Origin of the sequence: Pseudomonas sp. Irchel s3h17 (assembly GCF_900187505.1) — a bacterium.
Taxonomy (GTDB): Bacteria; Pseudomonadota; Gammaproteobacteria; order Pseudomonadales; family Pseudomonadaceae; genus Aquipseudomonas.
Genome location: NZ_FYDL01000007.1, coordinates 102,314 through 128,384 on the forward strand (window position 1 = coordinate 102,314; position 26,071 = coordinate 128,384).

Genomic DNA, 26,071 nt, shown 5'->3' on the forward strand with positions numbered 1-26,071 from the left:
AGAGTTGCGGAAATAGGCAAAAAGATGCGGAAACGATTGCATCAGCGCTGCATTCCGAAACCAAACTCCAGAAACGACAAAGCCCTGAAAAATCAGGGCTTTGTCGTATAAAGATGGCGGAGGCGATGGGATTCGAACTCATGGACCTGTTACAGTCGACGGTTTTCAAGACCGTTGCCTTAAACCACTCGGCCACACCTCCGTATTGCGTTGCGGGCGCCATAATACCTGAATGAAACACACTGTCAAACTCTCTGCATCGCTTGTTACAGGGCGTCTGCTATGATCTTTGCCACTGAACGTTTCAAACCTACAGGAGTGTCGCCATGCGCGAACAGGATTACGCAGTCAACAACAGCGTGCAGGCCGAGCAGCTAGAAGTTAGCCGCGTCCTGCGCAACACTTATGGCTTACTCGCCCTGACGCTGGCATTCAGCGGTGTCATGGCCTACGTCGCGCAGCAGATGCGCGTTGGCTACCCGAACATTTTCGTGGTGCTGATCGGCTTCTATGGCCTGTTCTTCCTGACCAACAAGCTTCGTGATTCGGCCTGGGGCCTGGTGTCGGCGTTCGCCCTGACCGGTTTCATGGGCTTCCTGCTCGGCCCGATTCTCAATCGCTACCTGGGGATGCAGGGTGGCGCTGAAGTTGTCAGTTCCGCGTTTGCCATGACCGCGCTGGTATTCGGTGGCCTGTCGGCCTATGTGCTGATCACCCGCAAGGACATGAGCTTCCTCGGTGGTTTCATTACCGCTGGCTTCTTCGTGCTGCTGGGGGCAACGCTGGCGAGCTTCTTCTTCCAGATCAGCGGGCTGCAACTGGCAATCAGCGCGGGCTTCGTGCTGTTTTCTTCGGTCTGCATCCTGTTCCAGACCAGCGCCATCATTCATGGCGGCGAGCGTAACTACATCATGGCGACCATCAGCCTGTATGTGTCGATCTACAACCTGTTCATCAGCTTGTTGCAGCTGTTCGGCATCATGAGCCGCGATGACTGATCGCCGTCCTTGAACCAGAAAACCCGCTTCGGCGGGTTTTTTTTTCTCTGATTCGGGGGCGGTCACTCGGTCACGATGATGCTGCCGTCAGCCTGTTGCCGGTAGACGGTGTAGGGCAGCAGCGCGGTGTCCAGAACACCGGAGATGAGCGCGTCTATCAATACGATAATCGTGCCGTTGTCGTGTTTTTGCTCGTCGACGCCTTCCCTCAGGGGGGCGTACAGGGTACAGAAGTCGTAGGTGACGCCGCTGTAGATACGTGGCACGGCCCCACAGTAACTTTTCTGCTCCTTGAGGCTCTTTGCTGCCGCCTCGTCGCTGCGTACAACCGTCTGAAGGGTGCCGCATCCTGCGAGCAGCAATGCTGTCAGGGCCATTGCTTGTGTTTTCATACCGTCAATCCTTCGCCGGAAAACCCCCAATCTATCCGCTTTGCGTCAAAACAGCACTCAGGCCATCGGCGGCAGCCGGCGCTTGACCGGTGTCTTCTTGACGATGGCGGTGTTGGTCTCGGCGTAGCTGTTCAGGCGGTCGAGCAGGGTGTCCAGCTGTTCCATCGAGCGCACGTGCAAGCGTGCGATGAAGCAGTCATCGCCGGTGACCTTGTCGCATTCGGTGAACTCGGCAATGGCCTGGATTTGCCGTTCGACATTCTGCAACTGCCCGGGCAGCGGGCGGATGCGCACGATCGCCTGCAGCTGATAACCAAAACACTTGGGGTCGATCTCGACGGTGTAGCCCTTGAGCACACCACGTTCTTCAAGCCGGCGCAGGCGCTCGGCGACGCTGGGTGACGACAGGCCGCTGATCTGTGCCAGGGCCTTGAGCGAGCGCCGTGAGTCTTCCATGAGGGCCGCGATCAGCAGTTGGTCAATGTCGTCAGTCATACCCGCCCCGTTAGGCAAATACGCGTATCTGCCTTGGTAATAAAGGTGAATTTACAGTTTAGCCTGCATTTGGCCATGGAGAGTGGCCAGGGAGGATTGGCATACTTTGGGCTCACCTCGAGGAGCCTGATCATGGATAACACCTTACGTCGCGGCACGCTGGAAATGACCGCCGCCATGCTGATTTCCGGAACCATCGGATGGTTCGTGCTGGTTTCCGGCCAGCCTGTGCTGGACGTGGTGTTCTGGCGCTGCGTGTTCGGCGCGGGAACCTTGCTGCTGATTTGCGCAGGGTTCGGCTTTTTGCGCCCCGGTATTCTCAGCCGTACCACCTTCTTGCTCGCCGTGCTCAGCGGAGTGGCCATTGTCGGTAACTGGGTGTTGTTGTTTGCCTCCTATTCCAGGGCGTCGATTGCCATCGGCACGGCGGTCTACAACGTGCAGCCGTTCATGCTGGTGGGGTTGGCGGCGCTGTTCCTCGGCGAGAAAATCACCGCGCAAAAGCTGTTCTGGCTGGGGATTTCGTTTCTCGGGATGCTGGCGATTGTCAGCGCCCATGGCGAGCAGGGCGAAAGTGGGAGCGAGTACCTGTTGGGGATTGGCCTGGCACTGGGGGCCGCGCTGCTGTACGCCTTTGCTGCGCTGATCATCAAGCGCCTGACTGGCACGCCGCCCCATTTGATTGCGCTGATTCAGGTCTGCACCGGCGTGCTCTTGCTGGCGCCGTGGGCCAACTTGTCCGCATTGCCACAACAGCCCGGCGCCTGGGCCAGCCTGTTGACCCTGGGTATCGTCCACACGGGGGTGATGTACGTACTGCTGTACGGGGCGATTCAAAAGCTGCCGACTGCAATGACCGGTGCCCTGTCGTTTATTTACCCGATCGCGGCGATCTTCGTCGACTGGCTGGCCTTCGGTCATCGACTTGAGCTGATGCAATGGATTGGCGTGATCGCGATTCTGCTGGCCGCTGCTGGCATGCAACAGGGCTGGGGCAATGGGGTGCGCAAGGCCGTGACGCAATGACCGGGCCTCAAATCTTCCAGTGCGGTGCGGTCTTCACCAGGCGTTGGCTCATGTCGCTCAGATTGGCGGCCAGTTGCCCGGTCAGTAGCCGGTAGCCGTCCAGGGCGCTGTACACCGGTTCGTCCATGGCGGTTGGCGCGACCGGTTCATCAAGGGTGCGCTCCAGGCGCTGGGTGGTACCGGACTGCAGGGCGCGGGCCATGCCGATCAGCATCCGTCGTATCTGTTGGTGTTCGGCTTTCAATGCCCATTGCAGTTGCGCCATGGCCTGCGCATCGCGGGCATCGGGGCGGGTGTTGGCGAGGATTTCCAGGGTGCTGATGCACATCCGCAGGTTGCGTTGCAGGCCATCGAGTTCCGTCATGGATATCCGCACTTCCTTGGACACCGAGGGCATCAGTGAGCGCAGTTGCACCATCACGCCATTGAGACGGCCCAGCAGCGTGAGGTAGTGGTCGTCCGTTACCGACTGGCCGCTGACGATCCGGCTGTAGATGCTGGCGCAGTCACGCAGTGCGCTGGCGAGTTTGTAGCGCCAGGAATAGACCGCGTACAGCGGCAGGGCGAAGGAAAATGCCAGGGCCAGGGCGATGCCGATCAGTATGTCGACCGTACGCCACAGGCCATCGGTGATCGGGTTGTCGCCATGGCCGGCGACGATGAACACGGTGATCGCCGACAGCAGGGCGGTGTAACCGCCCTTGCCGATGGCGTGGTAGGAGAAAAATCCGCAGACCACCGACATGCCGAAGTAGGTCAGCCACGGCAGGCCGAGCCAGGCGTGCTGCACCACCAGCAGCAAGCCCACGCCAGCCCCGATAAGGGTGCCATAGGCCCGCTCGGCGGCTTTCTTGCCGATATTGCCGTGGTGTTGCAGGCCGCCGATCACCACCAGCATGGTCACCGACGCCCATTCGCCGTGGGGCAGGTTGATCCCCGTGGTCAGCAGGATGGTCGCCAGCAGCCCCAGCGATACCCGGACGGCGTGGATGACCCGGGCGTTGCGGTAGCGCCGGTATGGGTCGAGGACCGGGCGTAGCAGGCGCCGCAGCAACAGTGACACTCGGGATGATCGAAAGGTCGTCATCGGGTTGGCAGATTTCCCTCGGTGGCGGTGTCAGAAAATGTAGTCGGTGGTCAGGAAACTCGACTCCCGGCCGCGAATGATGTCGCTGATCAACGCTTTGTTGCTCTCCTGGAATTTGGTCGCCACCAGCGTACGAATCGAAAAAGTGCGCAGGGCATCGTGTACCGACAACGTGCCTTCGGCCGAATTCTTGCGCCCGTTGAACGGGAAGGTATCCGGGCCGCGCTGGCACTGGGCGTTGATGTTGATTCGCCCGACTTGGTTGGCGAAGGTATCGACCAGTCGCCCGATCTCGGCGGCATCGGTGCCAAACAGGCTCAACTGCTGACCGAAGTCTGACTCAAGCACGTAGTCGATCACCGTATCCAGATCACGATAAGGCACGATCGGTACTACCGGGCCAAACTGTTCTTCCTGGTACACGCGCATGTCGGTGGTGACCGGGTACAGCACCGCCGGATAAAAGAACGAACCGCGCGACTGGCCGCCGTTGGCATTCACCACGTTGGCGCCTTTGCTGACGGCGTCGTCTACCAGGCCGTGCAGGTAATCGACCTTGCCCGACTCCGGCAACGGGGTTAGCGACACGCCGCTTTCCCACGGCATACCGGGCTTGAGGGCGGCGAGTTTCTGGTTGAATTTCTCGATAAAACGGTCGACCACGTCTTCGTGCACGAAGAGGATTTTCAGCGCGGTGCAGCGCTGGCCATTGAACGACAGCGAGCCGGTGATGGCTTCGTTGACGGCGTTGTCCAGGTCAACCTGGGGCAGCACGATACCGGGGTTCTTGGCATCCAGTCCCAGTGCTGCGCGCAGGCGATGGGGCCTGGGATGAAGCTTTTTCAGGTCGCTGGCGGCCTTGTTGGTGCCGATGAAGGCAAAGATGTCGATCTTGCCGCTGGCCATCAGGGCGCTGACGGTCTCACGGCCGCTGCCGTAGATCACGTTGATCACGCCGGCCGGGAAGCTGTCGCGGAATGCTTCGAGCAACGGACGAATCAGCAGTACGCCGAGCTTGGCCGGCTTGAACACCACGGTGTTGCCCATGATCAGTGCCGGGATCAGCGTGGTGAAGGTCTCGTTCAGCGGATAGTTGTAAGGCCCCATGCACAAGGCAACGCCCAGCGGTACCCGACGGATCTGGCCCAGGGTGTCCTGTTCCAGTTCAAAGCGGCTGGAGCGCCGGTCGAGTTCCTTGAGGGCATTGATGGTGTCGACGATGTAGTCGCAGGTGCGGTCGAACTCTTTTTCCGAGTCCTTGAGGTTCTTGCCGATCTCCCACATCAACAGCTTGACCACGGCCGCGCGCTGTTCGCGCATGCGCGCGAGGAAGGCTTCGACATGCTGGATGCGTTCCGCGACGCGCATGGTGGGCCAACTGCCCTGGCCGCGGTCGTAGGCGCGGACGGCGGCGTCGAGTGCGGTGAGTGCGGTGTCGGCATCCAGCAGCGGAGTGCTGCCCAGAATCACTTGTTGGTCCTGGTGCTTGCCGGCCAGGTACACCGGGCTGCGGACCACCGCCAGGGGACCGTTCCAGATTTTCAGTTGGCCTTCGACGAGGTACTCGCGTTGCTCAAGCAGCTCGCCCGGGCGGTATGGCTCCGGGATCTCGGCGGCAGTGGGAAACAACGTGCTGAGGAGGTGTTCGGTACTCATGAGGCTACCCCGTATTGGCTGTGTGCAAGGCGGCTTGAAGACGCTCGGTTGTCAGGCGGCTTGCAGTCAAGAATGTGCTCTATGGGTTATACGCCTTAACGGCAGGTTTTTTTAACTGAAAACGTCCTGTGAAGGGCAGAGCAGAGGGGGTGAGGTGTGGTGTGTTGTCGCAAGCGTAGACGAGTTTCCCGGCGTTCGTGGAGCGGTGCGGCCCGCTTTTCTGCCTGTCTGTGGGCGATGCGCGTGGCCTCGAAAGTCCCCCTTGCTGACCCTCAATGACCTCAACCAGCCATGATGACTGGCTTAGAGTTCAGCGGTGTGTAATGACAACCAGAATGCGCCGGGCAATAGGCGCTGCACTCGTGGGGAGCGCTATGTGGGCAACGATTCGATACGTGCGGCGGTTAACTGATCCCGGTGGTGTGTGCCGGACGGCTGCATTATTGGTGGTGCTGGGTGCGCTGGGTGGCTGTGGCGACAAGCCGGAAAGTAGCGCCTCGCGCACGGCAGCGGCCAATGCCATGCCGATCGATGCAGGATTGGCACGTACCTACGACAGCAGTTGCAAATTGTGCCATGCCAACCCGGCCTCGGGTGCGCCGCTGACGGGCGACCTGCCAGCCTGGCAACCGCGTATCGCGCAAGGTGCGGACACCTTGCTGGACCACACCATCAACGGTCACAACGGCATGCCGCCGATGGGGATGTGCATGCAGTGTTCCGAAAGCGAGTTCCTGGCACTGATCGGTTTCATGTCCGGCCAACCACTCCAATAACAATCACAAGGTGGGATTGATGACCATGCACCTCACACGACGTCAGCTACTGCAGCGGGCCAGCCTTGCAGGCATGCTGGGCGCCTTGGGCAGCCACCCGGTGATGGCCGAACTGATGCGCGCGCCGCGGGTGATTCCCTGGCGCAATTGGTCGGGTGCCCAGAGCTGCCTGCCCGAGGCACGGCTGGCGCCCAGGGACCTGGACGAACTGGCCGGGGTTGTCGCCAAGGCCGCCGGCAAGGTGCGTCCGGTGGGCTCTGCCCATTCGTTCAGCGCGTTGGTGCCCACCGACGGCACGCTGCTGTCGCTGAGCAACTTCACCGGGTTGCTGGGCCATGATCCCAATACCCTGCAGGCCGAGTTTGGCGCCGGCACACCGATGTCGCGCATGGGCCCGGCATTGAAGGACGTCGGCCAGGCGCTCACCAACATGGCAGACATCGACTACCAGACGCTGGCCGGGGCGATCGCCACCTCGACCCATGGCACCGGGAAGCACTTCCAGTCTTACTCCGGCTGCGTGACGGGCGTGCAGTTGGTGACGGCCCGGGGTGAGGTGCTCGATTGCGACAGCACCCGCAACAGCGAGGTATTCAAGGCCGCTCGCGTGTCATTGGGGGCACTGGGTGTCGTCACCAAGGTGCGCATGCAGAACCGCCAGGCCTATCGTCTGCGGGAGCACCAGTGGATTGCCAAGACCGAAGAGCTGTTGGAGGACGTGGAAAAGAACGCCCGGGAGAACCAGCACTGGGAGATGCTGGTGGTGACTCATTCCGACTACGCGCTGTCGATGACCCTCAACGAAACCGTTGACCCGGCGACACCGCCCATCAGCGCCGAGGAGGAGGGTGGCAACGAATTCGTCAACCTGATCGAGAAGTTCGACAAATACGTCAGCGACTTTCCTGGCGCCCGGCGCATGTTGCTCAATAACATGCGGCATATCGCCAGTTTCGATGACCGGGTGGGCGACTCCTTCGACATCTATGCCAACGTGCGTACCGTGCGTTTCAACGAAATGGAGTATTCGGTGCCGGCCGAGCATGGCCCGGCGTGCTTGCGGGAGATCATCAAGCTGATCGCCGACAAGGACCTGCGCACCTGGTTTCCGATCGAGTACCGTTACGTCAAGGCCGATGACATCGCCTTGAGCATGTTCGAGGGGCGCGACAGCTGTTCGATCTCGGTCCACCAGCACTACCAGATGGATCATCACAATTTCTTCGCCGCCATCGAACCGATTTTCTGGAAGTACGAGGGCCGACCGCACTGGGGCAAGCTGCACACCTTGAATGCCCGTAATCTGCAAGCACTGTACCCGCGCTGGCAGGAATTTCGTCAGGTGCGCCAGCAGCTCGACCCGGGTGGAAAGTTCTTGAACGCCCATTTGTCGTCCATTCTGGGAGTCAGCTGATGGCCATCAATCGCCGGAATTTCCTGGGAGGTGTAGTGGGCATTGGCGCGTTGCTGGCGGGTGTCGGAGCGCTATTGCGGCCCGGTGACCGTGGCGGCCCCTACAGCGATTACTTTCGCGCCTTGAACCAGGAACTGCAGCGCAACGGCCCGATGCGCCCGTTGCTGCTGATTGACCTGGATCGGCTCGACCACAACATCGACGTGGTGATGCAGTCGGTCAAGCGTGGCGGCAAACAGCTGCGTCTGGTGGAGAAATCCCTGCCATCGCCGGGGTTGCTGGCCTACATCAGCCAGCGCGCGGGCACACAACGCTTGATGTCGTTTCATCAGCCCTTTCTCAATCATGACGCACAGCGGTTTCCCGGGTCCGACATCCTGCTGGGCAAGCCGTTGCCGGTTCGCTCGGCGGAGCTTTTCTATCGCTCGCACAAAGGTCCGTTCGACCCGGCGCGGCAGTTGCAGTGGCTGCTCGACACACCCGGGCACATGCAGCAATACCTTGCATTGGCCCAAGGGCTGGGGACGCGGTTGCGGGTGAACATTGAGCTGGACGTCGGCCTGCATCGCGGTGGTGTGGCGGACACTGCCACGCTGGGGCAAATGCTCGGGCTGATTCGTGCTAATGCGCAGCATCTGCAATTTGCCGGCTTCATGGGTTACGACCCCTTTGTCGGCATGGGGGTGCCAGGCATTCTGGGGACGGCGGACGAGCTGTTCGCCAGGGTCATGACGCGCTACAACGGCTACGTGGACTTTACCCGGCAGCAGTTTCCGGGGCTTTGGCATGACGGTTTGACGCTCAACACCGCCGGCAGCCCGAGTTACCGCATGCATGAGCGTGAGTCGCTGAGCAGCGAAGTGTCGGTAGGCACCGCGATGCTCAAGCCCACCCATTACGATCTGCCGTCACTGGCCGAGCATGTACCGGCAGCCTACATCGCCACCCCGGTCGTGAAACGTACCGGTGCCGTGCAGATACCGGCACTGGACGGCAAGTCGCGGCTGTTTTCCTGGTGGGACACCAATCAGCGCGAGACCTATTTCATCTATGGTGGCAACTGGATGGCCGAGTTCGAATCGCCGCCCGGTTTGCAAAGCAACGGCCTCTATGGCCGCAGTTCCAACCAGGAGATGGTCAATGGTTCGGCGGCGGTCGGGTTGGCGGTGGATGACCAGGTGTTTCTGCGCCCGACCCAGACTGAGTCGGTGTTGCTGCAGTTTGGCGACCTGGTCGCGATGCGCGGTGGCAAGATCGTCGACACCTGGCCGGTCTACACCTGATCCCCCGGAGCATTGCGTCGGTGCCGGTTGGGCCGGCACCGACTATTGAGGAAGGTCAGAAGTCGAACTTGTCCCGCAGGCCGTAGTACCAGGCGCCCAGTGCCGCGAAAGGCGTGCGCAGTAGCTGGCCGCCGGGGAAGGGGTAGTGCGGCAGGTCGGCAAAGGCATCAAAGCGCTCGGCCTGGCCGCGCAGGGCCTCGGCCAGGACTTTGCCGGCCAGGTGGGTGTAGGTGACGCCGTGGCCGCTGCAACCCTGGGAGTAGTAGATGTTGTCGCCCAAGCGGCCGACTTGCGGCAAACGCGACAAGGTCAGCAGGAAGTTTCCGGTCCAGGCGTAGTCGATTTTCACGTCCTTGAGCTCAGGGAAGGCCTTGAGCATCTTCGGTCGAATGATGGCTTCGATGTTGGCCGGATCGCGCGCGCCATACACCACGCCACCGCCGAAGATCAGGCGCTTGTCCCCCGAGAGGCGGTAGTAGTCGAGCAGGTAGTTACAGTCTTCGACGCAGTAGTCTTGTGGCAACAGGCGCTGGGCGAGTTCTTCGCTCAAGGGCTCGGTGGTAATCACTTGAGTGCCGCACGGCATCGACTTGGCGGCGAGTTCCGGCACCAGGTTGCCCAAGTAAGCGTTGCCGGCCACGATCACGAATTTGGCCCGCACCTTGCCTTCGGCGGTATGCACCACCGGGTTGGCGCCGCGCTCGATACGTAGGGCGGGTGACTGCTCATACAGGGTGCCGCCCAGCGACTCAACGGCGGCGGCTTCACCCAGCGCCAGGTTGAGTGGGTGGATGTGGCCACCGCTCATGTCGAGCATGCCGCCGACATACTGTTCACAGGCCACGACTTCGCGGATGCGGCGCTTGTCCAGCAACTCTAGCTGCGTGTGGCCGTAGCGCTCCCACAGACGCTTCTGTGATTCCAGGTGGCCCATCTGCTTACCGGTGAGGGCCGCGAATACGCCGCCATCCTTCAGGTCGCACTGGATCTGGTACCTGGCCACGCGCTCACGAATGATATTGCCGCCTTCGAATGCCATTTGCCCAAGCAGTTGCGCCTGCTTGGGGCCGACACTGCGTTCAATGACATCGATATCGCGGCTGTAGCTGTTAACGATCTGCCCGCCATTGCGGCCCGAAGCGCCAAAGCCAACCCTGGCCGCTTCCAGGACCGTCACCCGAAACCCGTTCTCCAGCAGGAACAGAGCGCTGGACAGGCCGGTATAGCCGGCGCCAATGACGCAGACATCCGTCTCTACATCATCCTGTAGCGACGGACGCGAGGGGGCGGCGTTGGCCGACGCGGCGTAATAGGACTCCGGATAAGGAATGTGCGCCATCCTGCAACCTCTGTTTAATATATTTTACGATTAGTCCGATCCTACCTGAGTTAAAAATCCACTGCCAGCCACCCGAATGGCCTCTTTGCGGGATCAATATTAAATATTTTGCATATTCATAGGCTTAGGTGAAAAAAAGGTGTTGACACCCCTCCGGAATTCCGTAGAATGCCGCCTCACAGCAGGCACGTAGCTCAGTTGGTTAGAGCACCACCTTGACATGGTGGGGGTCGTTGGTTCGAGTCCAATCGCGCCTACCAAACAAAATCCGCTCTGCTGGGCGGTCTAGAAGGGCTCACCGAAAGGTGGGCCCTTTTTTGTTGTCTGGTGTTTGGAAAAACGTTGGAAACGGTTTGGAAAAACGAACCACTTCTCAAAGCGTCAGATCGGCTTTCACCTTCATGTAAACCACCGCGTTATCGCCGTGCCCCGCCTGGTAGTGCTCGGTCATCTTCACGTCTGTGTGACCCATCAGTGCCTGAATGTATTCCTGTTCGAAACCCTGTTGCTCGTACAACCATGCGCCGAGCGCTCGGATCTCGTGGAAGGTAGGACGTTCGCCGGCCGGTAAATCAGCATAGGCCTTCGAGTCGTCTCGCGCCTGGGCAAAGGACTTAGTTAGGTAGTCCGGTGTCACCGCGTTCCAGTGCATCTTTGCGTCGAGCTGCGTGCGCCTGCGCGCCTTTGGTGAATAGTGGATCAGGTAGGGTAATGGTCAGCATCAACGACCACCCGGACATTCGCCGGGTGTTCGAAGGTTTTCACTTTGAGACGCTGGATATCCGCTACACCACGAGCAACCAGCGACAGGGCAAGGCCGAGGTCAGTGGCGAGTTGGTGATCATGAACTGGGAGCCAGCAGCGCTAGGAGGGCTGTTTTGAAATGACCGCTTTCATCCAAAGCCGCCGGTGACGACAGTCAGAAATCGACTGTGGATTCAACCGGTCATTCGTGACGGGCAGAAAACGGCCAAAATCTTCCCGTCACAACAGACCGGAAATGGCCCAAAGCTCTCATCGTAAATCCACAAAAGGAGGGTATGGTTTTCGCTGTTTTCAGCGACGCGCGGACAGCTGTTGCGGCGCCAAAAATGCATCGTGGAAATAGTTACGAAACGCCTGCATCGCCGGGCTGAATTCGCGCTCGCGATGCCACGCCAGTCCGACACTCATCGGCGTCACCTTGTCGGTGATAGTCAGGGTTTCGATGCGTTTTCCTTCCAGTGACCAGGGGCGGTGCACCAAGTCCGAGAGGATTGCCACGCCGCTGCCATTGGCGACCATGCTGCGCACCGCTTCGACTGAACTGGTACGCACCCGCACGTTTGGCTGCTGATGCGCATGTTCCCAGTAGCGCATGGCACTTTGTTCGGCTTCGTCGACGGTCAGCAGGATGTAGGGTTCTTTCGCGACGTCGGCGAGGCTGACTGCCGAGCGTTCGCACAACGGATGGTGGCTTGGCAGCCATAACCTCCGTTCGGAGTTGAAGAGAATCTCTGAAACGATGTCCGGGTGCGTGAGGTTGGCGGTGAGCACCACGGCCATATCAAAACGACCTTCCAACAAGCCTTGTTCAATCGCTTGCCGTTCCTGTTCATGAACTTCAATGGCCACGTCCGGATGCCAGTGTTCCAGGCGCTGCAGATGGTGCGGCAGGAAATAACCGATCACCGTGTAGCTCGCCGCCAAGCGCAACACGCCACTGGCGCGGATGTCCGGCAACGGGCTGTTCAACGCGTCATCGACGCTGCGCAAAATCACGTAGGCCCGATTCAAGAAGTGCCGCCCAGCGTCGGTCAGGCTCATGCCCTGGGCCGAGCGCTGGAACAACAGCGTACCGAGGATGCCTTCCAGTTCCTTGATCGCCGTGGTCACCGCCGACTGGGAAATATTCAGATGAATCGCGGCTTGAGAGATTTGCCCGATCTCGGCGGTGGCGACGAAATAGCGGACTTGGCGCAGGGTCAGGGACATGAGCACTCCAGGCGACGAGGTATCTGTTTTTCAGAAGATAGCCTATCTGATAATAGATCTTCCCAAGGGGTTGGGGGGAATCTAACTTGGCCTGCATGAAGTCACAAGCGTCGGGAGCAAGCGTCATGCAGGCAGTAGATTTCAACTCGGACATGGGCGAAGGCTTTGGCCCCTGGACCATCGGCGATGGCGTCGACAATGAGCTGATGGGCTTTATCAGTTCGGCCAACATCGCCACCGGTTTTCATGCCGGCGACCCTAGCACCATGCGCCGCACCGTTGAGCAGGCCAAGCGCCTGGGCGTGGCCATCGGCGCGCATCCGGGGTTTCGCGACCTGGTTGGTTTTGGCCGTCGGCACATCAATGCGCCGGCCCAGGAACTGGTCGACGACATGCTCTATCAGTTGGGGGCCCTGCGTGAACTCGCCCGGGTTCAAGGCGTGGCCCTGCAACACATCAAACCCCACGGCGCGCTCTACATGCACCTGGCCCGAGACGAAGAGGCCGCCCGTTTGCTGGTGGAAAACCTCCAGCGCCTGGAGCCGGAGTTGCTGTTGTATTGCATGCCCGATTCGGTGATCTGGCGGGTTGCCACGGAACTCGGCCAACCGGTGATCCGCGAGTTCTACGCCGACCGCGAATACGACCTCAGCGGCTCCATCGTCTTCACCCGCAACGTGCGGGCTTACGACCCGGCCCACGTCGCCGAGCGAGTGCTGCGTGCTTGCCAACAAGGCTTAGTGCGCACCGTCGAGGGCGAAGACCTGGCGATTGAATTCGATTCCATCTGTTTGCACAGCGACACGCCGGGTGCCCTGGCGTTGGTCGAAGCCACGCGTCATGCACTTGATGGCGCGGGCATAGAGGTCCGAGCACCGCGCTGAGACCGAACGAAAACACCTGGCACACAGATACCAGGGTTTGCCCAGCGATTCACTTTTTGCCTGCCTTTCTACAACTATTCCAAGAGGAACAGACATGGCTGAACACACTGTAATCACCCCGTTGCCGGGGACCTTCTACCGCAAAGCCACCCCGGAATCGGCGAACTTCGTCGAGGTCGGCGCGCAGGTCAGCGCCGACACGGTAATTGGCCTGATCGAGGTCATGAAGCAGTTCTCCGAACTGACCGCCGGGACGGCCGGTCGCCTCAGTGCCTTTTTGGTAGAAGACGGTGATCCGGTGGAGCCGGGTCAAGTCGTCGCAACACTAGACGACGAGTGAGGGTGCGATCATGACCCAAGCCATTCATAAACTGCTGGTCGCCAACCGTGGCGAGATCGCCGTGCGGATTATCCGCGCCGCCAAAGAACTGGGCATTCCCACCGTTGCTGCGTGCAGCGAGGCGGACGTCGATTCCCAGGCCGCGCGCATGGCCGATGAGGTGCACATTCTTGGCCCGGCCCGTGCCGACAAAAGTTACCTGAACGTCGAGGCCTTGCTCGGCGCCTTAAAAGCCACTGGCGCCAACGCGGTGCATCCCGGTTACGGCTTTCTGTCGGAGAACGCCGATTTCGCAGAAGCGGTGGTGGCTGCCGGCGCCATTTTCGTCGGCCCGAGCGCGGAGACGATCCGGCGCATGGGCGATAAAGCCGAGGCACGGCGTACCGCACACGCCGCTGGCGTGCCGGTGGTACCGGGTTCGCCGGGTGAACTGTTCGACGTCGAGTCGGCGCTCAAGGCTGCTGAATCCGTTGGCTTCCCGTTGTTGATCAAAGCTTCGGCCGGTGGTGGCGGGCGCGGTATTCGGCTGGCGGAAAACGCCGAGCAACTGAGCGAAGAATTTCCCCGTTCCCAGCGCGAAGCCCAAGCAGCGTTTGGCAATGGCGCGGTGTATCTGGAGCGGTTTATCAGCCGGGCCCGGCATATTGAAGTGCAGGTGTTGGGCGACGGTCAGCACGCGGTGCATTTGTTTGAGCGCGAGTGTTCACTGCAACGGCGCCGGCAGAAAATTTTCGAAGAAGCGCCGTCGCCAGTCCTCAGCCAACAGCAACGGGAAACCCTCTGCGAAAGCGCCGTGCGGCTGACCGAATCTTTGGGCTACAAGGGCGCCGGCACCCTGGAATACCTGTATGACGACGCCACTGGCGAGTTCTTCTTTATCGAGATGAACACGCGGATTCAGGTGGAGCACCCGGTCAGTGAACTGATCACCGGCATCGACCTGGTCCAGGCCATGTTGCGCATCGCTGGCGGCGAGCCGCTGGGCTTCAAGCAAAGTGACATCCGACTCAACGGCGCCGCCCTGCAAATGCGCCTGAACGCTGAAGACCCAGCGCGGGATTTCTTCCCGAGTCCAGGCCTGGTCGAGGAACTGATCTGGCCGAACGGCGAGGGCATTCGCGTCGATACGCATCTGTATCAAGGCTACCGTGTGCCGCCGTACTATGACTCGCTGCTGGCCAAACTGATTATTCACGGTGCGGATCGCGCCGAAGCCCTGGCCCGAGCGCGAATGGCGGTGGCACACACCACGCTCACCGGCATGGCCAACACCTTGGCGTTGCACGGTGAATTGCTGGAACAACCGTGGCTGCACAGCGCCGACTTTCACACCGGCACCTTGGAAACCTGGCTGGCCGAGCGCCGCAGCGGAGGTGAAGCATGAGTACTCCCATCCGCTACAGCTTTGGCGCCGATGAGCATTTGTTTGCCGAAGTCAGCGACAGCATGTCCCTGGACGCGTTCTTCAAAGGCCTGGCCGTCACCCGCGCCGTGGAACGTCTGGCGCTGGATGGCGTGCTCGATATATGCCTGGCCAACGCGTCATTCCAGATTCGTTTCGACCCGGATCGCATCGCCCCTCACACCTTGCTCGAAGCGGTAAAAATCGCCGAGGCCGGAGCCGTTGCCGAGCGCACGTTGCAGACGCGGATTATCGAGATTCCGGTGCTCTACAATGATCCCTGGACCCACGAAACCCTGATGCGTTTTCGCGACCGCCATCAAGACCCGAGCTCCACGGACCTGGAATACGCCGCACGAATCAACGGTCTGGCCGACGTCGATGCATTCATCGCGGCCCACAGTGGCGCGCCGTGGTTTGTCTCGATGGTCGGCTTCGTTGCGGGGCTGCCGTTCATGTTCCAGATGGTCGAGCGCGAGCGTCAGTTGCAGGTGCCCAAGTACCTGCGCCCGCGCACCGACACACCGAAATTGACCCTTGGTCACGGCGGTTGCTTTGGTTGCATTTACTCGGTGCGCGGCGCCGGCGGTTATCAGATGTTTGGCGTCACCCCCGCGCCAATCTACGACCCGCAACAGAACCTCGCGTACCTGAAAGAACACATGGTGTTTTTCCGTCCAGGCGACATCGTGCAGTTCAAACCGATGGACCGTGAAGCCTACGACCACGCGGTGGCCGAAGTGGAAGCCGGTTGCTTTGATCTGCGGATTCGGCCGGTGGAGTTTTCGCTGGACGCGTTCCTCGCCGATCCCGTTGGCTATCCCAAGTCGTTGCAGGAGGTGTTGGCATGATCAAGGTCCTCAAACCCGGCCTCGCCACTTCGGTACAAGACCTGGGCCGCGAAGGGTATTACCACTTGGGCATTCCGCCGTCCGGCGCGCTTGATCAATACGCCTTGAGCGCCGCCAATCAATTGGTCGGCAATCCGGCGGGTTTGGCGGCGCTGGAATGCACTCTGCTCGGGCCTGAGTTGGAGTTTCAGCAGGATGCATTGGTGGCGGTCAGCGGCGCGCACATGACGCCACGGGTCGATGGCGTGGAGATGCACCACGACACCGCGTTCACCGTGAAGGCCGGGCAAGTGTTGCGCTTTGACTTTCCCAAGGCTGGTGCCCGCGCTTATTTGGCGGTGGCCGGCGGCATTGATGTGCCGGTGGTGCTCGGCAGTCGCTCCACCTATGCGCTAGGCGCGCTCGGCGGTTTTCAGGGGCGACGCCTGATTGCAGGCGACGAATTGCCGGTGGGCATCGCCAGTGGCAAGAGCCGCGCCGGGGCCAGTTTGCCCATGGCGTTACGGCAATCATTGGGTGGCGAAATCACCCTGCGGGTGGTGCCCGGTTTGTACTACCACCGCTTGACCGAATCGGCGGCGAAGAGCTTTTTCGCCGAGCCGTGGACGGTCGGTTCGGAAGCTGACCGCATCGGCTATCGCTTCAAGGGCGGCAGCGCGCTGAGCTTTCAGCCCCGGGAGCAGCCGTTCGGCGCCGGTTCCGATCCGTCGAACATCGTCGACAGTTGCTACCCGATCGGCTCGATCCAGGTGCCCGCCGGGCTCGAACCCATTGTGCTGCACCGTGATGCGGTGTCCGGTGGCGGCTACGCGATGATTGGCACGGTGATCAGCGCCGACCTCGATTTGATCGGCCAGATGCAACCCAACCAGAAGGCCCGCTTTGTCGCGGTAACCCTCGAAGAGGCGCTGGAAGCGCGACGTTCCTATAAGAAAAAACTCAGCTGCCTGAGCAAGCTGCTCCCTTCCTGATTCTGCCCGCCGTCTAGCGCGGGCCATGCCACGGTACGCCAACGCCGCACTTCGGTGCGGTGACGGCTGCCCGCGCTTCAACCTTTGACTGGTTTTGGAGTTCACGCATATGGCTGCTTTATCGCAATCGAGTCAAACCGGGCAAGACCCGGCGCATCATCCCGTTCCCACCGAAGCGCGCATGGGTCGACTGTCCCTGACCATGGCCTGGTGGGCGGTGTGCAGTGCGATGTTTTACATCGTGGTGGGTGCTTCATTGGCATTGTCGTTCGGTGCGCGCAATGCGCTGATCGGCATGGTCCTGTCGGTGATCAGTTATGGACTGGTCAACAGCGTGCTCAGCCGCTTTGCGATTCGCAGCGGTTTGTCGGTGGCGTTGTTTTCACGGCTGTTATTCGGCAGCACCGGGGCGTGCCTGGCGACGTTGATTTTCTTCTCGACCGCGATCTATTACGCGGTGTTCGAAGGTTCGGTGATCGCCGTCGCGCTCAATCACCTGTACCCGGAACTGGTCTATCCGCTGGCGGCATTGGCGGTGGTGCTCTACAGCGTGCCGATGATCCTGGGCAGCGTGCAGCACTGGCTGGACAAGCTCAACGGCGTGTTGCTGCCAGTGTACCTCGGTGGTTTGCTGGTGGCGGTGGGGCTATCGATCAGCCGTTATGGCTACCAGCCGCAATGGCTGGATTTCGGCCCGGCAACGCCTAGTGCATTCGGCTGGTGGGATTGTTTTGTCGCCTACATGGGCGTCTGGGTGTTGATGCTGTTCACCTTCGACTATGCGCGTTTCGGCAAGCCTGAAGACGCCGAGTACCACGGTCGCTGGAACTTCGGCATGCCGTTCTACGCGGTGACGTTTCTGCTCAACGGCGCGGCGGGCATTTACCTGGTCAGCAGCATTCCCCACGAAGGCGCGCTGAACGAAGTCTCGGTGGTGATGGCGATTTTGCAGTTGATGGGCCTGTGGGGATTGCTGTTTGTCTGGGCCACGCAAACCCGGATCAACACCGCCAACTATTACTTGGCGACCCTGAACATGCAGGCGTTCTTTGGTCGATTTGGCCTTCGCGGTTCGTACCTGATGTGGGCAGTGGCGGTGGGGGTGATCGTCTACGGCTTGATGCTCGCGGACGTGTTTGCCTACATCCTCAAGGCGTTGGCCTATCAGGGGATTTTCGTGGTGGCCTGGGTGGGAGTGGCGTTGGCGCAGATTGTCTACGGACGCAGTGACGTGGCAGCGCTTGAACGGGTAGTCGCGTTTAACCCGGTGGGCTTGACTGCCTGGTTTGGCGCCACCGCATTGGGTCTTGCGTTGATGTTTTCCGGCGGCGGCCTGAGCAGCTTTTCCGCGCCATCTACCGTGATAGTTGCATTTGCCTTGCAAGCAGGCTTATCCCATCGAAGCCGGTTGCGGTTACGGTTGGCAGAGTAGAGTTTTGCAGTCACTCATCCCGTACCCGCCTGCTCTAACAAGGTAGAGCGGGCAATGGGAAGCTCATTACGAATTCGCTGATGGGTTTGCAGTGACTGCCTTTGGCCGGTTGCTGCCTGTCGCGACGGGCAACAAAAAACCCAAAGCGGACGGTCTCTGTGCGCAGAAAACTAGGAGCGACCGCGAAAGCTCGGATATATGTTAGTCCTTGGCTACCGATGCCATCCGAACCTTTGCGCCCTTTTTACACTTGGAGCACCCTTGAACTAGATCTTGCGTGATCTGGTAGTAGTAAGGGATTAAAATATTCAACCCGCAACTTGTTATTGTATCGAAAGAAAGCGCTTTGGTAATAATTTCCTTGCCTTCGAACATTAGCTCCTTATCAGCGACCAAAATGTCGCTAAGCGCCAAACCCTCAGGATTGTAGATTCTGACATCGCCCGGCTGCCTTTCATATGCCTCAATGTTATCACCCAGCTTGCCATACGCTAAATCTGTGGCTTTGATCCAGTTAATCGGTTCGGCAGTCTGACACCAGGTAATTAATTTCTCTAGTTTCTCAGGGGTATAGATTCTTGCAAAGTCCCCATGCTCATCGCATTGCCCAAACTCTGCAAAACTACCAAAATTATACTGATACGAGTAGTCGCCAGCTGTTAAGGGCAGCCTAAAGTACTGATGTGGAAATGCTTCTTGCGTCCGAGTTCTACGAAGCAAGCCGAAAGTAATGTCATAAAGCTGATACAGACAACACCCTTGCCGATCCGGGTATCCATATATCTGTATTTTATCAAATCCCTTTATATCAGAATTATAAGTGCTAGCGAAATTCTCATCCCCGAACAGGAAGTATCCCTTGGAAAGAATGAACACTGCGTTAGGTAGCACGTTCTTATCATAGTTTTGTGCGTGAAGTCTAAGCTCTGATACTAGATCAGACCAGTCCATATCAGTGTCATAGGCAAATATAATTCCAAACCCTTCATCTTGGACTTTATCTTCTAGCCTTACAAGATTTGGACTGGCATTCAGCCTCCGTAACCGCTTGAATGAGGCAATATTGTCAATGGCACTCTTTAATTCTTTTTTGGAGAGTCTTGACTTAACCTGAACAGCTCCATAGCAATATTCTACAGGTAAAACCTCGTAGACGTCTTGCCGCTGCATGAGCGTAAAAGAGTCGAAGGTATTGTAGAAAAGTATATCGATTTCGTTACTCAAGTGCCCGCTAGTTGACGCAACGCGAACGCTCGTATTTGATACGGCATAACGCCGAGGCAAAAGCTTGTTTTCTAGAAAGAAAGCTCTGAGCAATACTTCCCTAACTGTACCAACGTCCCTTGGGTGCTTGATGTCTTTTGATATTTCATAATCGCGCAGCATTTTGCTTTGCAAGTTTATGAACTCTCGCTCTAAACCATGAAACTCTTTATCCTTAGAGCGAAGCTTATTCGCTCGCAAGGCTTGGCTTGAGAACCACTCTTTAGTCCGCGCCTCCCTACTGGCAAAATCAGCTCGGTCTTGTTTCTCTGCGGCAGTTAGCCGCTTTCTCTTTCCTGGGCTCTCTGGCATATTACCTACTTCCTTAAGTTGAAAAATACAGATTCGTTGGATTTTATCAACTTCAGAGAGACAAATCGTCGAGTCAGAAGAAAATTTCTCGAAACTTTCATCCGTGAGCCCTAATGAATCAACCCTGATTTCGTAGACACTTGACCAGGTGCTGTTGGGCGAAAGCAAGTTTCCGTGATCGTCCACTTTTGGCCGATTGCTGCCTGTCGCGACGGGCAAAAATCGACCAAAACAGAGATCGTCGTGGCGTGTGTTGGACGTGCTCCGGCCAAGAGTACTTTTCATGTACTGGTGCGTCTGTGCGCGAGGACGGAGTGGCTACCTAATCTGAATGGGCAACCAAACCTGCGCTGGCATGGGTCGCCATCACTCGCCCGATGCCCAGCCAAACGACCGGCTTTAGCGTTCGATCAGGGAAATCTTCGTTCCTTCGATGCTGACACCAGCCATTAACCCTTGCTGGTCGAAGATGAACGCGTACGCGTCGTCTTTCAGCGTCGAGCTGGACAGATTCTTCGCAATCCCTTCATCAACTACAACAACCGTTGGTCCTACGCCGATTTCCCAACCCTTGGTTTCAGCTACATATTTCACAGCCGTATCGGTCATCAGAAAAACCACATAGCCATACGACTGGGCGCCCGCCTGGAGCCCCCATGACGCGCTGACGGAGTTGTAATAACCCTCTACTTTCGTACCCCTCAATAATGCGCCTTCGCCATAGCTACCGCCGAATACCAGGCCTGCCTTGATGATTTTCGGGAAGACAAGCACAGCTTTGGCCTTTTGCGAGATGGTTTCGGCAAATGGAGTGGCCTTGTAGAGAGTTTGCAACGCTTGCCGAGACTCGGCGTTCAGATCCTCGGCGGTGGCCGCGCCTGCATTGTTCAGGAGGCTCGCCGATGCCAATGATACTGTCGCGAGGAAGATCGATAGGAAGAACCGCATTGATTGAGTCATTTCCGTACTCCGATAAGGGAGCATTGGATGGGAGCAGCAGTCAGCGCCTGCGTCAGGCAGGAACCGAACCTACTGAAATTATCCGGCGCACCCTAGATGTGTGGATTGCAAGCGTCGCTCTTGAATGAAGGAGGCCCAAGGCCACTGATCAGTTGCGATGCCATCATTTGTTGTGACCACTGTGCAAGGGCAGGGTTCGTCTTCAGAGCCTGCTATTGGCCGATAGCAGCTAGATAACGCATGCGGCCTTGCTCTTGTCGGGTCTGGTGTTTTGCGGTTGGCTGGGCTCACATCAAGCCTGGCCCTTGCGCTCAGGCGCGCAAGTCGACGCTGAATACCCTTGAGTGTATTCGCGTCTGTAGCAACCGGCTTCGCATGCCGATGTGTGCCCGCGACAATGAGGTGTGCACGGCAAGCGAGCAATGCTGCCTGCCTCTTCGGTCAGTGTTTGCCTGGCAGGAGCGCAGAGGGTGAATCGATCTGGGGGCGTGATCGAATTTTGGGGTCGAGGGGGAGGGGCGACTCCAGTTCGGCCTCGTCATTTTTCAGGTGTCGATACCAGCCGGCCATTGATCCGCAAAGGATGATGAGGGCTGCCGCTGCACAGGTGATCAATAGAGTGTGCATTCAATCTCTCGCCTCAGGCGTTGTTTTTATTGTTCTGATAAAACTGGAGATTTTGTAATGGGGTGTAGCTCTATCTGTCCCTGATACTACGCTGCTTTCAAGGTCCGGCAAGCGCTCGGCTTCAGGGGTTTCACAATGAGTCCGGGTTTTGGCATGACAGGCATCAGTCTAGCCGGCTTGCAGGTTTTTGCCTGTCCAGGCAGGTGGGTTCCAGCGTACTGGGTTGCGTTGTTTGATGGGGAGGGGCAGGCGCATCCTGGTGATGTGGGCTACTACTGACGGGGCAAATTCCTGTTGCTCTGAATGGAGGGCTTATCGATGCGGCTTCACTGGTTTCTGGCGGCGGTCCATCTTCTGGCCTATGGCCTTGCACTCTGGGTGGTGTTGGCGCGGGGAGCGGCTTTTCGTCGAGTCACCCCGGAGGGTGGCGGTGCCCGACATGTATTGCTGGCCGATAATGTCTGGGGGCTCTCAGCGCTCATTCTGTTGATCACAGGAGGGATGCGTGCTTTTGGCGGTTATGAGAAAGGTACGGATTACTATCTGCACCAGCCATTGTTCCACCTGAAGCTGACGCTGTTCATCCTGATTCTGCTGCTGGAGATCGCACCCATGGTGGCGTTGATCAAATGGCGAATCGCACTGGGCCGCAACAGGCCGATCGATGCAGGGCGCACGCGGCTGTTTGCCCGTATCAGTCATATCGAGGCGTTGTTGATTGTGCTGATGGTCGTGGCCGCGACGGGTATGGCTCGCGCAGTGACGTTTGGCTGACGGGGGCAGGTTGGAGGGAGGCGCATAATCTTTAGCCAGCCATGGCGGTAAAGCAGGCTGGCTACTGATTGCAGTTGCGGCTCAGGGCGTCTGCGGTTTGTCCGGGGCTGTCAGGCCGGCCTGGATGCGCTGGTAGATTTCTTCTCGATGCACCGCGACGTCTTTCGGGGCATTGATACCAATTCTGACCTGCTGGCCGCTAACGCCCAGTATGGTGATCGTAATGTCGTCACCGATGTTTATGCTTTCACCGACTTTACGGGTGAGTATCAGCATGATCTTCTCCTTGATAGCTTGTTAGGGCACCTGACTCAAACGATGCGGATGTCGGTGATACCTATAGATTAGTGCGAAGTGTTGCGGTTTGGGTGCTTCTTTCTGACGTGCAGACGCGGCATTAATTCCCGGGGTGCGACTATACAGAGGCGGCAACCATCATTCTCGTTGTTTTATCCCCTGTTTGCTTGGGTTGCGAGGCATTTTTGAGTGATAAAATCTCCGTTTTGGCATTCCGAGGGGAAAACTGTGGGCAAAATGATATGGATGATCGCGGTAGTGGCATTGGCCGGGTGTGGCCAGCAAGCCGCGGATGAGCCGAAAAAGTCTCGGACCCCCTTCATTTCTGCACCGGCAGAGGCCGCTGCGCCGCAATGGGATGTGCTGGTTCAAGGTCAGACTGTTCAAGCTGTCAGTGATCTCACCGGTTGGTTGATCGAGCATAGCTTCGTTTCCAGCGTCGTCACGCAGGATGGCAAACAGCGTGTGCTGGTGGGGCCTTTCAATTCAAGGGCAGAAGCCGAGGCGCGGCAGGCTGACGTGACGGCTGCCCTGATCAAGGCGAAGAAGCAGAACATCGAGGCGCTGGTCGTCGAGCACCCGATCGCTCAGTGAAACCTTCCTGAAGGGCGGTGATTGTCGTCCGTCTTGGCGTGGGGTGACGGTGTCCGGTCCTGAAACGGCGTTGCGCCTGTTTCAGGGCCGGACAGGTGAGTTGTCAGCCACACTGCTTCATGTCGACAGGCCCGACGAACTCGTTGGCGCGCCCCATGACACATGCCACCGTCTGGTTGCGTTGCTGCTCCCAGGCCTGCACCGGGTAGGTCTTGTTCCAGGCTTCGTACAGTTGCCGGTCCTGTTTGGACAGGCGCAAGCCATACTGCTTGCTCATGTAGAAGTAGGTGCGGGCGATCATGCCGCGAATGGACGGGCGGGGCATGACTTTCTTTGCCTTGAAATCGACTTGCGTCAGGCACGAGCCGTACTGGCCGGTCTGCACGGGTAGCCAGCCAAAGCTGAAGTTGCTGCGGTCCCCGTTCACCTCGCCAATGCTGGGAACCAGGTTGTGCAGGTCGGCCTCTGCACGCTGGTAGGCCGGGTCGTAGCGGGTACAGTTCTTGCGCCCGCCCTCTTGCCAGCACTGGCGCTGGTGGCCGATATGCCAGGCTGGAACAATGTGCTCCCATTCTATGCGTGCCGCGCGGCTGGCGTTTTTGCGCGGTACGTAGCCGCAGGCTTTCAGGTCCACCCGATTGCCCGTGTACTTGCAGCCACAGTAGAACTCCGTGGATTGCGGGGCATAGAGCTTCCAGGCGACCTTCTTGGCCTCGTTAAAGGTACGTGGCGCCTGCGCGTGAGCGCCGGCCGCCACGAAGAGCAACAACAAGGCAAAACAACGAACACTCATTGACTCAGTCTTCCTTCGGCACGACCCAGAAAATCTGTACGCCGCCATCGTCGCGATAAGCGAGGGTGACGTTGTCGTTCTCGGCGATCTCCTCGAGCAGGCGCTCCCATTCCTCGACCGGTTCGTCGGGGAGGCGGAAGATCAGGGCGGCCTTGGCTTTTTGGGCGGTCGGGGAATTGATGATTTTTTGAACGCGCAAACCGAGTCGTTCGTAGGAGCCAAGAGGGTTGCTTGTTGCGGAGGAGGTCGTGGCCACGGGATAGTCCTTATTAAGCTGTACGTGTATACAGTATTTAACTGTAGGCATTTTCGCAACTGCTTAAAATTCAAGAAGATCCTCTGACAGCGAATTTTTCCATTTGGTGTAAGTCGGGTGCAGGTTTTCTGTCGAAATGACGAAGGAGGGGGCAGGCGAGGCAGGATCACTCGCCCGGGCGGGCGAGTGAAGAGGGTGGGCGTCCGACCGGATCAGGCCGGACGCAATCACTCAGTACTCCCAGAACATCCGTTGCAGCTCTTTGCTGTCGGAGGTCTTGGTCAGGGCGACCATGGCCAGGATGCGGGCTTTTTGCGGGTTCAGGTCATGAGCCACGACCCAGTCGTACTTGTCGTCTGGCTGTTCGGCGTTGCGCAGGACAAAACCGCCGGCATTGACGTGGGAAGAGCGAATGATCTGCACGCCATCCTTGTGCAAGGCTTGCAGGGTTGGAACGACGCGCGACGACACGGAGCCATTGCCGGTGCCGGCATGGATGATGGCTTTGGCGCCAGACTGGGCCAGGGCCTTGTAGGCGGTATCGCTTACGTTGCCGTAGGAGTAGGCGATTTCGACGGCAGGCAGGCTCTTGATGTTTTTGATGTCGAATTCCGAATCCATGGTGTGGCGCTTGGCCGGCTGGCGGAACCAGTAGGATTTGCCTTCGACCACCATGCCCAGCGGGCCCCAGGCGCTCTTGAACGCTTCGGTCTTGATATTGACCGTTTTGCTGACGTCACGACCCGACTGAATCTCGTCGTTCATGGTGACCAGCACGCCTTTGCCCCGAGCGTCTTTGCTGCTGGCAACAGCCACGGCGTTGTACAGGTTGAGCATGCCGTCGGCCGACATGGCGGTGCCCGGACGCATCGAGCCGACAACGATGATTGGCTTGTCGGTTTTTTCCACCAGGTTCAGGAAGTAGGCCGTCTCTTCCAGGGTGTCGGTGCCGTGGGTGATGACGATGCCATCGACGTCTTTGCTGTCGGCCAGTTCGGCCACGCGACGACCCAGTTGCAGCAGGTTTTCGTTGGTGATGCTCTCGGAGGCGATTTGCATCACTTGTTCGCCGCGAACGTTGGCCAGTTGGCTCAGTTCAGGGACGCCGGCGATCAACTGTTCGATCCCGACCTTGGCGGCCTGGTAGGTAGCGCTGTTGGCAGCACTGGCGCCAGCGCCGGCAATGGTGCCGCCGGTGGCGAGGATCACCACGTTGGCCAGCTTTTGTTTGTTTTCCACTTCTTTTGCTTGCAGTGCGGTCGGCAGGAGCAGCAGGAGGGCCAAAGCGCCCGGAACAAAGGTGTTGAAGGCAGATTTCATTATTTTCTCTCTTGGTGATGACGGTGCGTCTGCAGGTTCATCCAGATACGCCCCCAGGCCGATCTGAATGCCGGGGGCCGTCTGTAAGAGCAGGATCTGTACCATTCGTCGCTGAATATGAAATATCTTTTAACTTATTGATTTATATAGAATTAATTTAGTTTTTTGGAGAGTGTGGAGAAGGTCGGCGTCCGGGATCCCGACTATGCGGCGCCTACGCGTTCGGATGACCGAAAATTCCTACAGTGCGTGTCGACTTATCTTGCGTTTGTGCCGGGCATCAGGGGGTAAAGAAAACCCGATGCCGGCCGATGTCACTTGAAGGACTATTTTCAAGGCGCTTTTCATGGCGGGTTCGAGCGTAGGTTCGCAGGTCAACACCACCGCCTGATTCGGCGAACGGTGCGCGTCAGTGAGGCCGTCTTCGTTGAGGTATCGTGCCCGCGTGCGCCGCCCCTGTAACCCGTGGGCGGGCTCACGGCAGGTCCAGTCAGTCGTTGACAAATACCCGCAGGGTTCTCATAGTCCGGTTTACGCAAACGTTTGCGCGGCCTG

The 26,071-nt window shown here is 58.7% G+C and carries 26 protein-coding genes, 2 tRNA genes and 1 pseudogene; 15 read left to right on the forward strand and 14 right to left on the reverse strand.

Annotated features, from left to right (window positions below; genetic code table 11):
• Positions 1 to 114 precede the first annotated feature (114 nt).
• Positions 115 to 202: transfer RNA gene (locus CKW25_RS11705), tRNA-Ser, on the reverse strand.
• Positions 203 to 326: 124 nt separating this feature from the next.
• On the opposite strand from CKW25_RS11705, the gene CKW25_RS11710 reads away from it, so the two are divergent.
• On the forward strand, positions 327 to 998 hold the full coding sequence (locus tag CKW25_RS11710) for a Bax inhibitor-1/YccA family protein (RefSeq protein WP_095079332.1): 672 nt from the start codon (positions 327 to 329) through the stop codon (positions 996 to 998).
• 62 nt (positions 999 to 1,060) lie between these two features.
• Here CKW25_RS11710 and CKW25_RS11715 read toward each other — a convergent pair whose 3' ends face one another.
• Complete coding sequence (locus CKW25_RS11715; RefSeq protein ID WP_095079334.1) at positions 1,061 to 1,390, reverse strand: YceK/YidQ family lipoprotein; 330 nt, start codon at positions 1,388 to 1,390, stop codon at positions 1,061 to 1,063.
• A 57-nt stretch (positions 1,391 to 1,447) separates the two neighbouring features.
• Positions 1,448 to 1,885: an Lrp/AsnC family transcriptional regulator gene (locus tag CKW25_RS11720; protein WP_095079335.1), complete on the reverse strand. Its 438-nt coding sequence runs from the start codon at positions 1,883 to 1,885 to the stop codon at positions 1,448 to 1,450.
• 132 nt (positions 1,886 to 2,017) lie between these two features.
• On the opposite strand from CKW25_RS11720, the gene CKW25_RS11725 reads away from it, so the two are divergent.
• A complete protein-coding gene (locus CKW25_RS11725; protein WP_095079337.1) occupies positions 2,018 to 2,911 on the forward strand; it encodes a DMT family transporter in 894 nt (297 codons plus the stop codon).
• Positions 2,912 to 2,918: 7 nt separating this feature from the next.
• Here CKW25_RS11725 and CKW25_RS11730 read toward each other — a convergent pair whose 3' ends face one another.
• Together CKW25_RS11730 and CKW25_RS11735 are read right to left on the reverse strand one after the other, a co-directional pair.
• Positions 2,919 to 3,965 carry an FUSC family protein gene (locus CKW25_RS11730; protein ID WP_095079632.1) on the reverse strand — a complete coding sequence of 349 codons (1,047 nt, stop codon included), beginning with the start codon at positions 3,963 to 3,965 and terminating at the stop codon, positions 2,919 to 2,921.
• A 63-nt stretch (positions 3,966 to 4,028) separates the two neighbouring features.
• On the reverse strand, positions 4,029 to 5,654 hold the full coding sequence (locus CKW25_RS11735; protein WP_095079339.1) for an NADP-dependent glyceraldehyde-3-phosphate dehydrogenase: 1,626 nt from the start codon (positions 5,652 to 5,654) through the stop codon (positions 4,029 to 4,031).
• A gap of 374 nt (positions 5,655 to 6,028) precedes the next feature.
• On the opposite strand from CKW25_RS11735, the gene CKW25_RS11740 reads away from it, so the two are divergent.
• The 3 genes from CKW25_RS11740 (at position 6,029) to CKW25_RS11750 (ending at position 9,127) form a co-directional block, all read left to right on the forward strand.
• On the forward strand, positions 6,029 to 6,430 hold the full coding sequence (locus CKW25_RS11740; protein ID WP_095079340.1) for a c-type cytochrome: 402 nt from the start codon (positions 6,029 to 6,031) through the stop codon (positions 6,428 to 6,430).
• Between the two features lie 73 nt (positions 6,431 to 6,503).
• Positions 6,504 to 7,844 (forward strand): D-arabinono-1,4-lactone oxidase, encoded by a 1,341-nt coding sequence (locus tag CKW25_RS11745; protein WP_371855060.1) that lies wholly within the window; start codon positions 6,504 to 6,506, stop codon positions 7,842 to 7,844.
• A gap of 74 nt (positions 7,845 to 7,918) precedes the next feature.
• Positions 7,919 to 9,127 (forward strand): DSD1 family PLP-dependent enzyme, encoded by a 1,209-nt coding sequence (locus CKW25_RS11750; RefSeq protein WP_172736504.1) that lies wholly within the window; start codon positions 7,919 to 7,921, stop codon positions 9,125 to 9,127.
• A 55-nt stretch (positions 9,128 to 9,182) separates the two neighbouring features.
• On the opposite strand, the gene CKW25_RS11755 is transcribed toward CKW25_RS11750, so the two are convergent.
• Entirely contained in the window at positions 9,183 to 10,466 is a 1,284-nt protein-coding gene (locus CKW25_RS11755; RefSeq protein ID WP_095079345.1) for an FAD-binding oxidoreductase, read from the reverse strand.
• Positions 10,467 to 10,649: 183 nt separating this feature from the next.
• On the opposite strand from CKW25_RS11755, the gene CKW25_RS11760 reads away from it, so the two are divergent.
• Positions 10,650 to 10,726, forward strand: a tRNA-Val gene (locus CKW25_RS11760).
• Between the two features lie 113 nt (positions 10,727 to 10,839).
• Here CKW25_RS11760 and CKW25_RS11765 read toward each other — a convergent pair.
• A complete protein-coding gene (locus CKW25_RS11765; protein ID WP_256577964.1) occupies positions 10,840 to 11,118 on the reverse strand; it encodes a tyrosine-type recombinase/integrase in 279 nt (92 codons plus the stop codon).
• Positions 11,119 to 11,168: 50 nt separating this feature from the next.
• On the opposite strand from CKW25_RS11765, the pseudogene CKW25_RS11770 reads away from it, so the two are divergent.
• Positions 11,169 to 11,348: pseudogene (locus CKW25_RS11770) on the forward strand (DNA adenine methylase); the annotation flags it as partial.
• Between the two features lie 174 nt (positions 11,349 to 11,522).
• Here the strand turns inward: CKW25_RS11770 and CKW25_RS11775 are convergent.
• Positions 11,523 to 12,440 carry a LysR family transcriptional regulator gene (locus CKW25_RS11775; RefSeq protein WP_095079347.1) on the reverse strand — a complete coding sequence of 306 codons (918 nt, stop codon included), beginning with the start codon at positions 12,438 to 12,440 and terminating at the stop codon, positions 11,523 to 11,525.
• Positions 12,441 to 12,565: 125 nt separating this feature from the next.
• On the opposite strand from CKW25_RS11775, the gene CKW25_RS11780 reads away from it, so the two are divergent.
• The 6 genes from CKW25_RS11780 to CKW25_RS11805 all read left to right on the forward strand — a co-directional run bounded on the left by CKW25_RS11780 (position 12,566) and on the right by CKW25_RS11805 (position 18,320).
• Positions 12,566 to 13,324, forward strand: a complete 759-nt coding sequence (locus CKW25_RS11780) for a 5-oxoprolinase subunit PxpA (protein ID WP_095079349.1) — start codon at positions 12,566 to 12,568, stop codon at positions 13,322 to 13,324.
• Between the two features lie 94 nt (positions 13,325 to 13,418).
• On the forward strand, positions 13,419 to 13,664 hold the full coding sequence (locus CKW25_RS11785) for an acetyl-CoA carboxylase (RefSeq protein ID WP_095079351.1): 246 nt from the start codon (positions 13,419 to 13,421) through the stop codon (positions 13,662 to 13,664).
• 10 nt (positions 13,665 to 13,674) lie between these two features.
• Positions 13,675 to 15,048 carry an acetyl-CoA carboxylase biotin carboxylase subunit gene (locus CKW25_RS11790; protein WP_095079352.1) on the forward strand — a complete coding sequence of 458 codons (1,374 nt, stop codon included), beginning with the start codon at positions 13,675 to 13,677 and terminating at the stop codon, positions 15,046 to 15,048.
• On the forward strand, positions 15,045 to 15,917 hold the full coding sequence (locus CKW25_RS11795; protein ID WP_095079354.1) for an allophanate hydrolase subunit 1: 873 nt from the start codon (positions 15,045 to 15,047) through the stop codon (positions 15,915 to 15,917). The genes CKW25_RS11790 and CKW25_RS11795 overlap by 4 nt, the downstream gene beginning before the upstream one ends.
• Positions 15,914 to 16,888: a biotin-dependent carboxyltransferase family protein gene (locus CKW25_RS11800; RefSeq protein WP_095079355.1), complete on the forward strand. Its 975-nt coding sequence runs from the start codon at positions 15,914 to 15,916 to the stop codon at positions 16,886 to 16,888. The genes CKW25_RS11795 and CKW25_RS11800 overlap by 4 nt, the downstream gene beginning before the upstream one ends.
• A gap of 109 nt (positions 16,889 to 16,997) precedes the next feature.
• Positions 16,998 to 18,320, forward strand: coding sequence for a cytosine permease (locus CKW25_RS11805; protein WP_095079357.1), 1,323 nt, complete (start codon positions 16,998 to 17,000; stop codon positions 18,318 to 18,320).
• Between the two features lie 201 nt (positions 18,321 to 18,521).
• Here CKW25_RS11805 and CKW25_RS11810 read toward each other — a convergent pair whose 3' ends face one another.
• Together CKW25_RS11810 and CKW25_RS11815 are read right to left on the reverse strand one after the other, a co-directional pair.
• On the reverse strand, positions 18,522 to 20,180 hold the full coding sequence (locus CKW25_RS11810; protein WP_218192552.1) for a DUF6602 domain-containing protein: 1,659 nt from the start codon (positions 20,178 to 20,180) through the stop codon (positions 18,522 to 18,524).
• A gap of 114 nt (positions 20,181 to 20,294) precedes the next feature.
• Positions 20,295 to 20,855 carry a YSC84-related protein gene (locus tag CKW25_RS11815; RefSeq protein WP_095079360.1) on the reverse strand — a complete coding sequence of 187 codons (561 nt, stop codon included), beginning with the start codon at positions 20,853 to 20,855 and terminating at the stop codon, positions 20,295 to 20,297.
• A 945-nt stretch (positions 20,856 to 21,800) separates the two neighbouring features.
• On the opposite strand from CKW25_RS11815, the gene CKW25_RS11820 reads away from it, so the two are divergent.
• Positions 21,801 to 22,256 (forward strand): DUF2214 family protein, encoded by a 456-nt coding sequence (locus CKW25_RS11820; protein WP_095079362.1) that lies wholly within the window; start codon positions 21,801 to 21,803, stop codon positions 22,254 to 22,256.
• Positions 22,257 to 22,337: 81 nt separating this feature from the next.
• Here CKW25_RS11820 and csrA read toward each other — a convergent pair whose 3' ends face one another.
• On the reverse strand, positions 22,338 to 22,532 hold the full coding sequence (gene csrA / locus CKW25_RS11825; protein WP_007938114.1) for a carbon storage regulator CsrA: 195 nt from the start codon (positions 22,530 to 22,532) through the stop codon (positions 22,338 to 22,340).
• A 249-nt stretch (positions 22,533 to 22,781) separates the two neighbouring features.
• Between csrA and CKW25_RS11830 the strand changes: the two genes are divergently transcribed.
• A complete protein-coding gene (locus tag CKW25_RS11830) occupies positions 22,782 to 23,147 on the forward strand; it encodes a penicillin-binding protein activator LpoB (protein ID WP_095079635.1) in 366 nt (121 codons plus the stop codon).
• 103 nt (positions 23,148 to 23,250) lie between these two features.
• On the opposite strand, the gene CKW25_RS11835 is transcribed toward CKW25_RS11830, so the two are convergent.
• The 3 genes from CKW25_RS11835 to CKW25_RS11845 all read right to left on the reverse strand — a co-directional run bounded on the left by CKW25_RS11835 (position 23,251) and on the right by CKW25_RS11845 (position 25,516).
• The gene (locus CKW25_RS11835; RefSeq protein WP_095079364.1) at positions 23,251 to 23,940 is read right to left on the reverse strand and encodes an endonuclease; all 690 of its coding nucleotides are present in this window, start codon (positions 23,938 to 23,940) and stop codon (positions 23,251 to 23,253) included.
• A 4-nt stretch (positions 23,941 to 23,944) separates the two neighbouring features.
• Positions 23,945 to 24,247 (reverse strand): DUF1654 domain-containing protein, encoded by a 303-nt coding sequence (locus CKW25_RS11840; protein ID WP_095079366.1) that lies wholly within the window; start codon positions 24,245 to 24,247, stop codon positions 23,945 to 23,947.
• Between the two features lie 180 nt (positions 24,248 to 24,427).
• Positions 24,428 to 25,516 carry an asparaginase gene (locus CKW25_RS11845; protein WP_095079367.1) on the reverse strand — a complete coding sequence of 363 codons (1,089 nt, stop codon included), beginning with the start codon at positions 25,514 to 25,516 and terminating at the stop codon, positions 24,428 to 24,430.
• Between the last annotated feature and the right edge of the window lie 555 nt (positions 25,517 to 26,071).

What these genes read in the sequence shown, in the direction of transcription:
- CKW25_RS11710 (WP_095079332.1), top strand. Translation starts at nt 327, where the DNA reads ATGCGCGAACAGGATTACGCAGTCAACAACAGCGTGCAGGCCGAGCAG.
- CKW25_RS11715 (WP_095079334.1), bottom strand. Translation starts at nt 1,390, where the DNA reads ATGAAAACACAAGCAATGGCCCTGACAGCATTGCTGCTCGCAGGATGC.
- CKW25_RS11720 (WP_095079335.1), bottom strand. Translation starts at nt 1,885, where the DNA reads ATGACTGACGACATTGACCAACTGCTGATCGCGGCCCTCATGGAAGAC.
- CKW25_RS11725 (WP_095079337.1), top strand. Translation starts at nt 2,018, where the DNA reads ATGGATAACACCTTACGTCGCGGCACGCTGGAAATGACCGCCGCCATG.
- CKW25_RS11735 (WP_095079339.1), bottom strand. Translation starts at nt 5,654, where the DNA reads ATGAGTACCGAACACCTCCTCAGCACGTTGTTTCCCACTGCCGCCGAG.
- CKW25_RS11740 (WP_095079340.1), top strand. Translation starts at nt 6,029, where the DNA reads ATGTGGGCAACGATTCGATACGTGCGGCGGTTAACTGATCCCGGTGGT.
- CKW25_RS11745 (WP_371855060.1), top strand. Translation starts at nt 6,504, where the DNA reads ATGCTGGGCGCCTTGGGCAGCCACCCGGTGATGGCCGAACTGATGCGC.
- CKW25_RS11755 (WP_095079345.1), bottom strand. Translation starts at nt 10,466, where the DNA reads ATGGCGCACATTCCTTATCCGGAGTCCTATTACGCCGCGTCGGCCAAC.
- CKW25_RS11765 (WP_256577964.1), bottom strand. Translation starts at nt 11,118, where the DNA reads ATGCACTGGAACGCGGTGACACCGGACTACCTAACTAAGTCCTTTGCC.
- CKW25_RS11775 (WP_095079347.1), bottom strand. Translation starts at nt 12,440, where the DNA reads ATGTCCCTGACCCTGCGCCAAGTCCGCTATTTCGTCGCCACCGCCGAG.
- CKW25_RS11780 (WP_095079349.1), top strand. Translation starts at nt 12,566, where the DNA reads ATGCAGGCAGTAGATTTCAACTCGGACATGGGCGAAGGCTTTGGCCCC.
- CKW25_RS11785 (WP_095079351.1), top strand. Translation starts at nt 13,419, where the DNA reads ATGGCTGAACACACTGTAATCACCCCGTTGCCGGGGACCTTCTACCGC.
- CKW25_RS11790 (WP_095079352.1), top strand. Translation starts at nt 13,675, where the DNA reads ATGACCCAAGCCATTCATAAACTGCTGGTCGCCAACCGTGGCGAGATC.
- CKW25_RS11795 (WP_095079354.1), top strand. Translation starts at nt 15,045, where the DNA reads ATGAGTACTCCCATCCGCTACAGCTTTGGCGCCGATGAGCATTTGTTT.
- CKW25_RS11800 (WP_095079355.1), top strand. Translation starts at nt 15,914, where the DNA reads ATGATCAAGGTCCTCAAACCCGGCCTCGCCACTTCGGTACAAGACCTG.
- CKW25_RS11805 (WP_095079357.1), top strand. Translation starts at nt 16,998, where the DNA reads ATGGCTGCTTTATCGCAATCGAGTCAAACCGGGCAAGACCCGGCGCAT.
- CKW25_RS11810 (WP_218192552.1), bottom strand. Translation starts at nt 20,180, where the DNA reads ATGAAAAGTACTCTTGGCCGGAGCACGTCCAACACACGCCACGACGAT.
- CKW25_RS11815 (WP_095079360.1), bottom strand. Translation starts at nt 20,855, where the DNA reads ATGACTCAATCAATGCGGTTCTTCCTATCGATCTTCCTCGCGACAGTA.
- CKW25_RS11820 (WP_095079362.1), top strand. Translation starts at nt 21,801, where the DNA reads ATGCGGCTTCACTGGTTTCTGGCGGCGGTCCATCTTCTGGCCTATGGC.
- csrA (WP_007938114.1), bottom strand. Translation starts at nt 22,532, where the DNA reads ATGCTGATACTCACCCGTAAAGTCGGTGAAAGCATAAACATCGGTGAC.
- CKW25_RS11835 (WP_095079364.1), bottom strand. Translation starts at nt 23,940, where the DNA reads ATGAGTGTTCGTTGTTTTGCCTTGTTGTTGCTCTTCGTGGCGGCCGGC.
- CKW25_RS11840 (WP_095079366.1), bottom strand. Translation starts at nt 24,247, where the DNA reads ATGCCTACAGTTAAATACTGTATACACGTACAGCTTAATAAGGACTAT.
- CKW25_RS11845 (WP_095079367.1), bottom strand. Translation starts at nt 25,516, where the DNA reads ATGAAATCTGCCTTCAACACCTTTGTTCCGGGCGCTTTGGCCCTCCTG.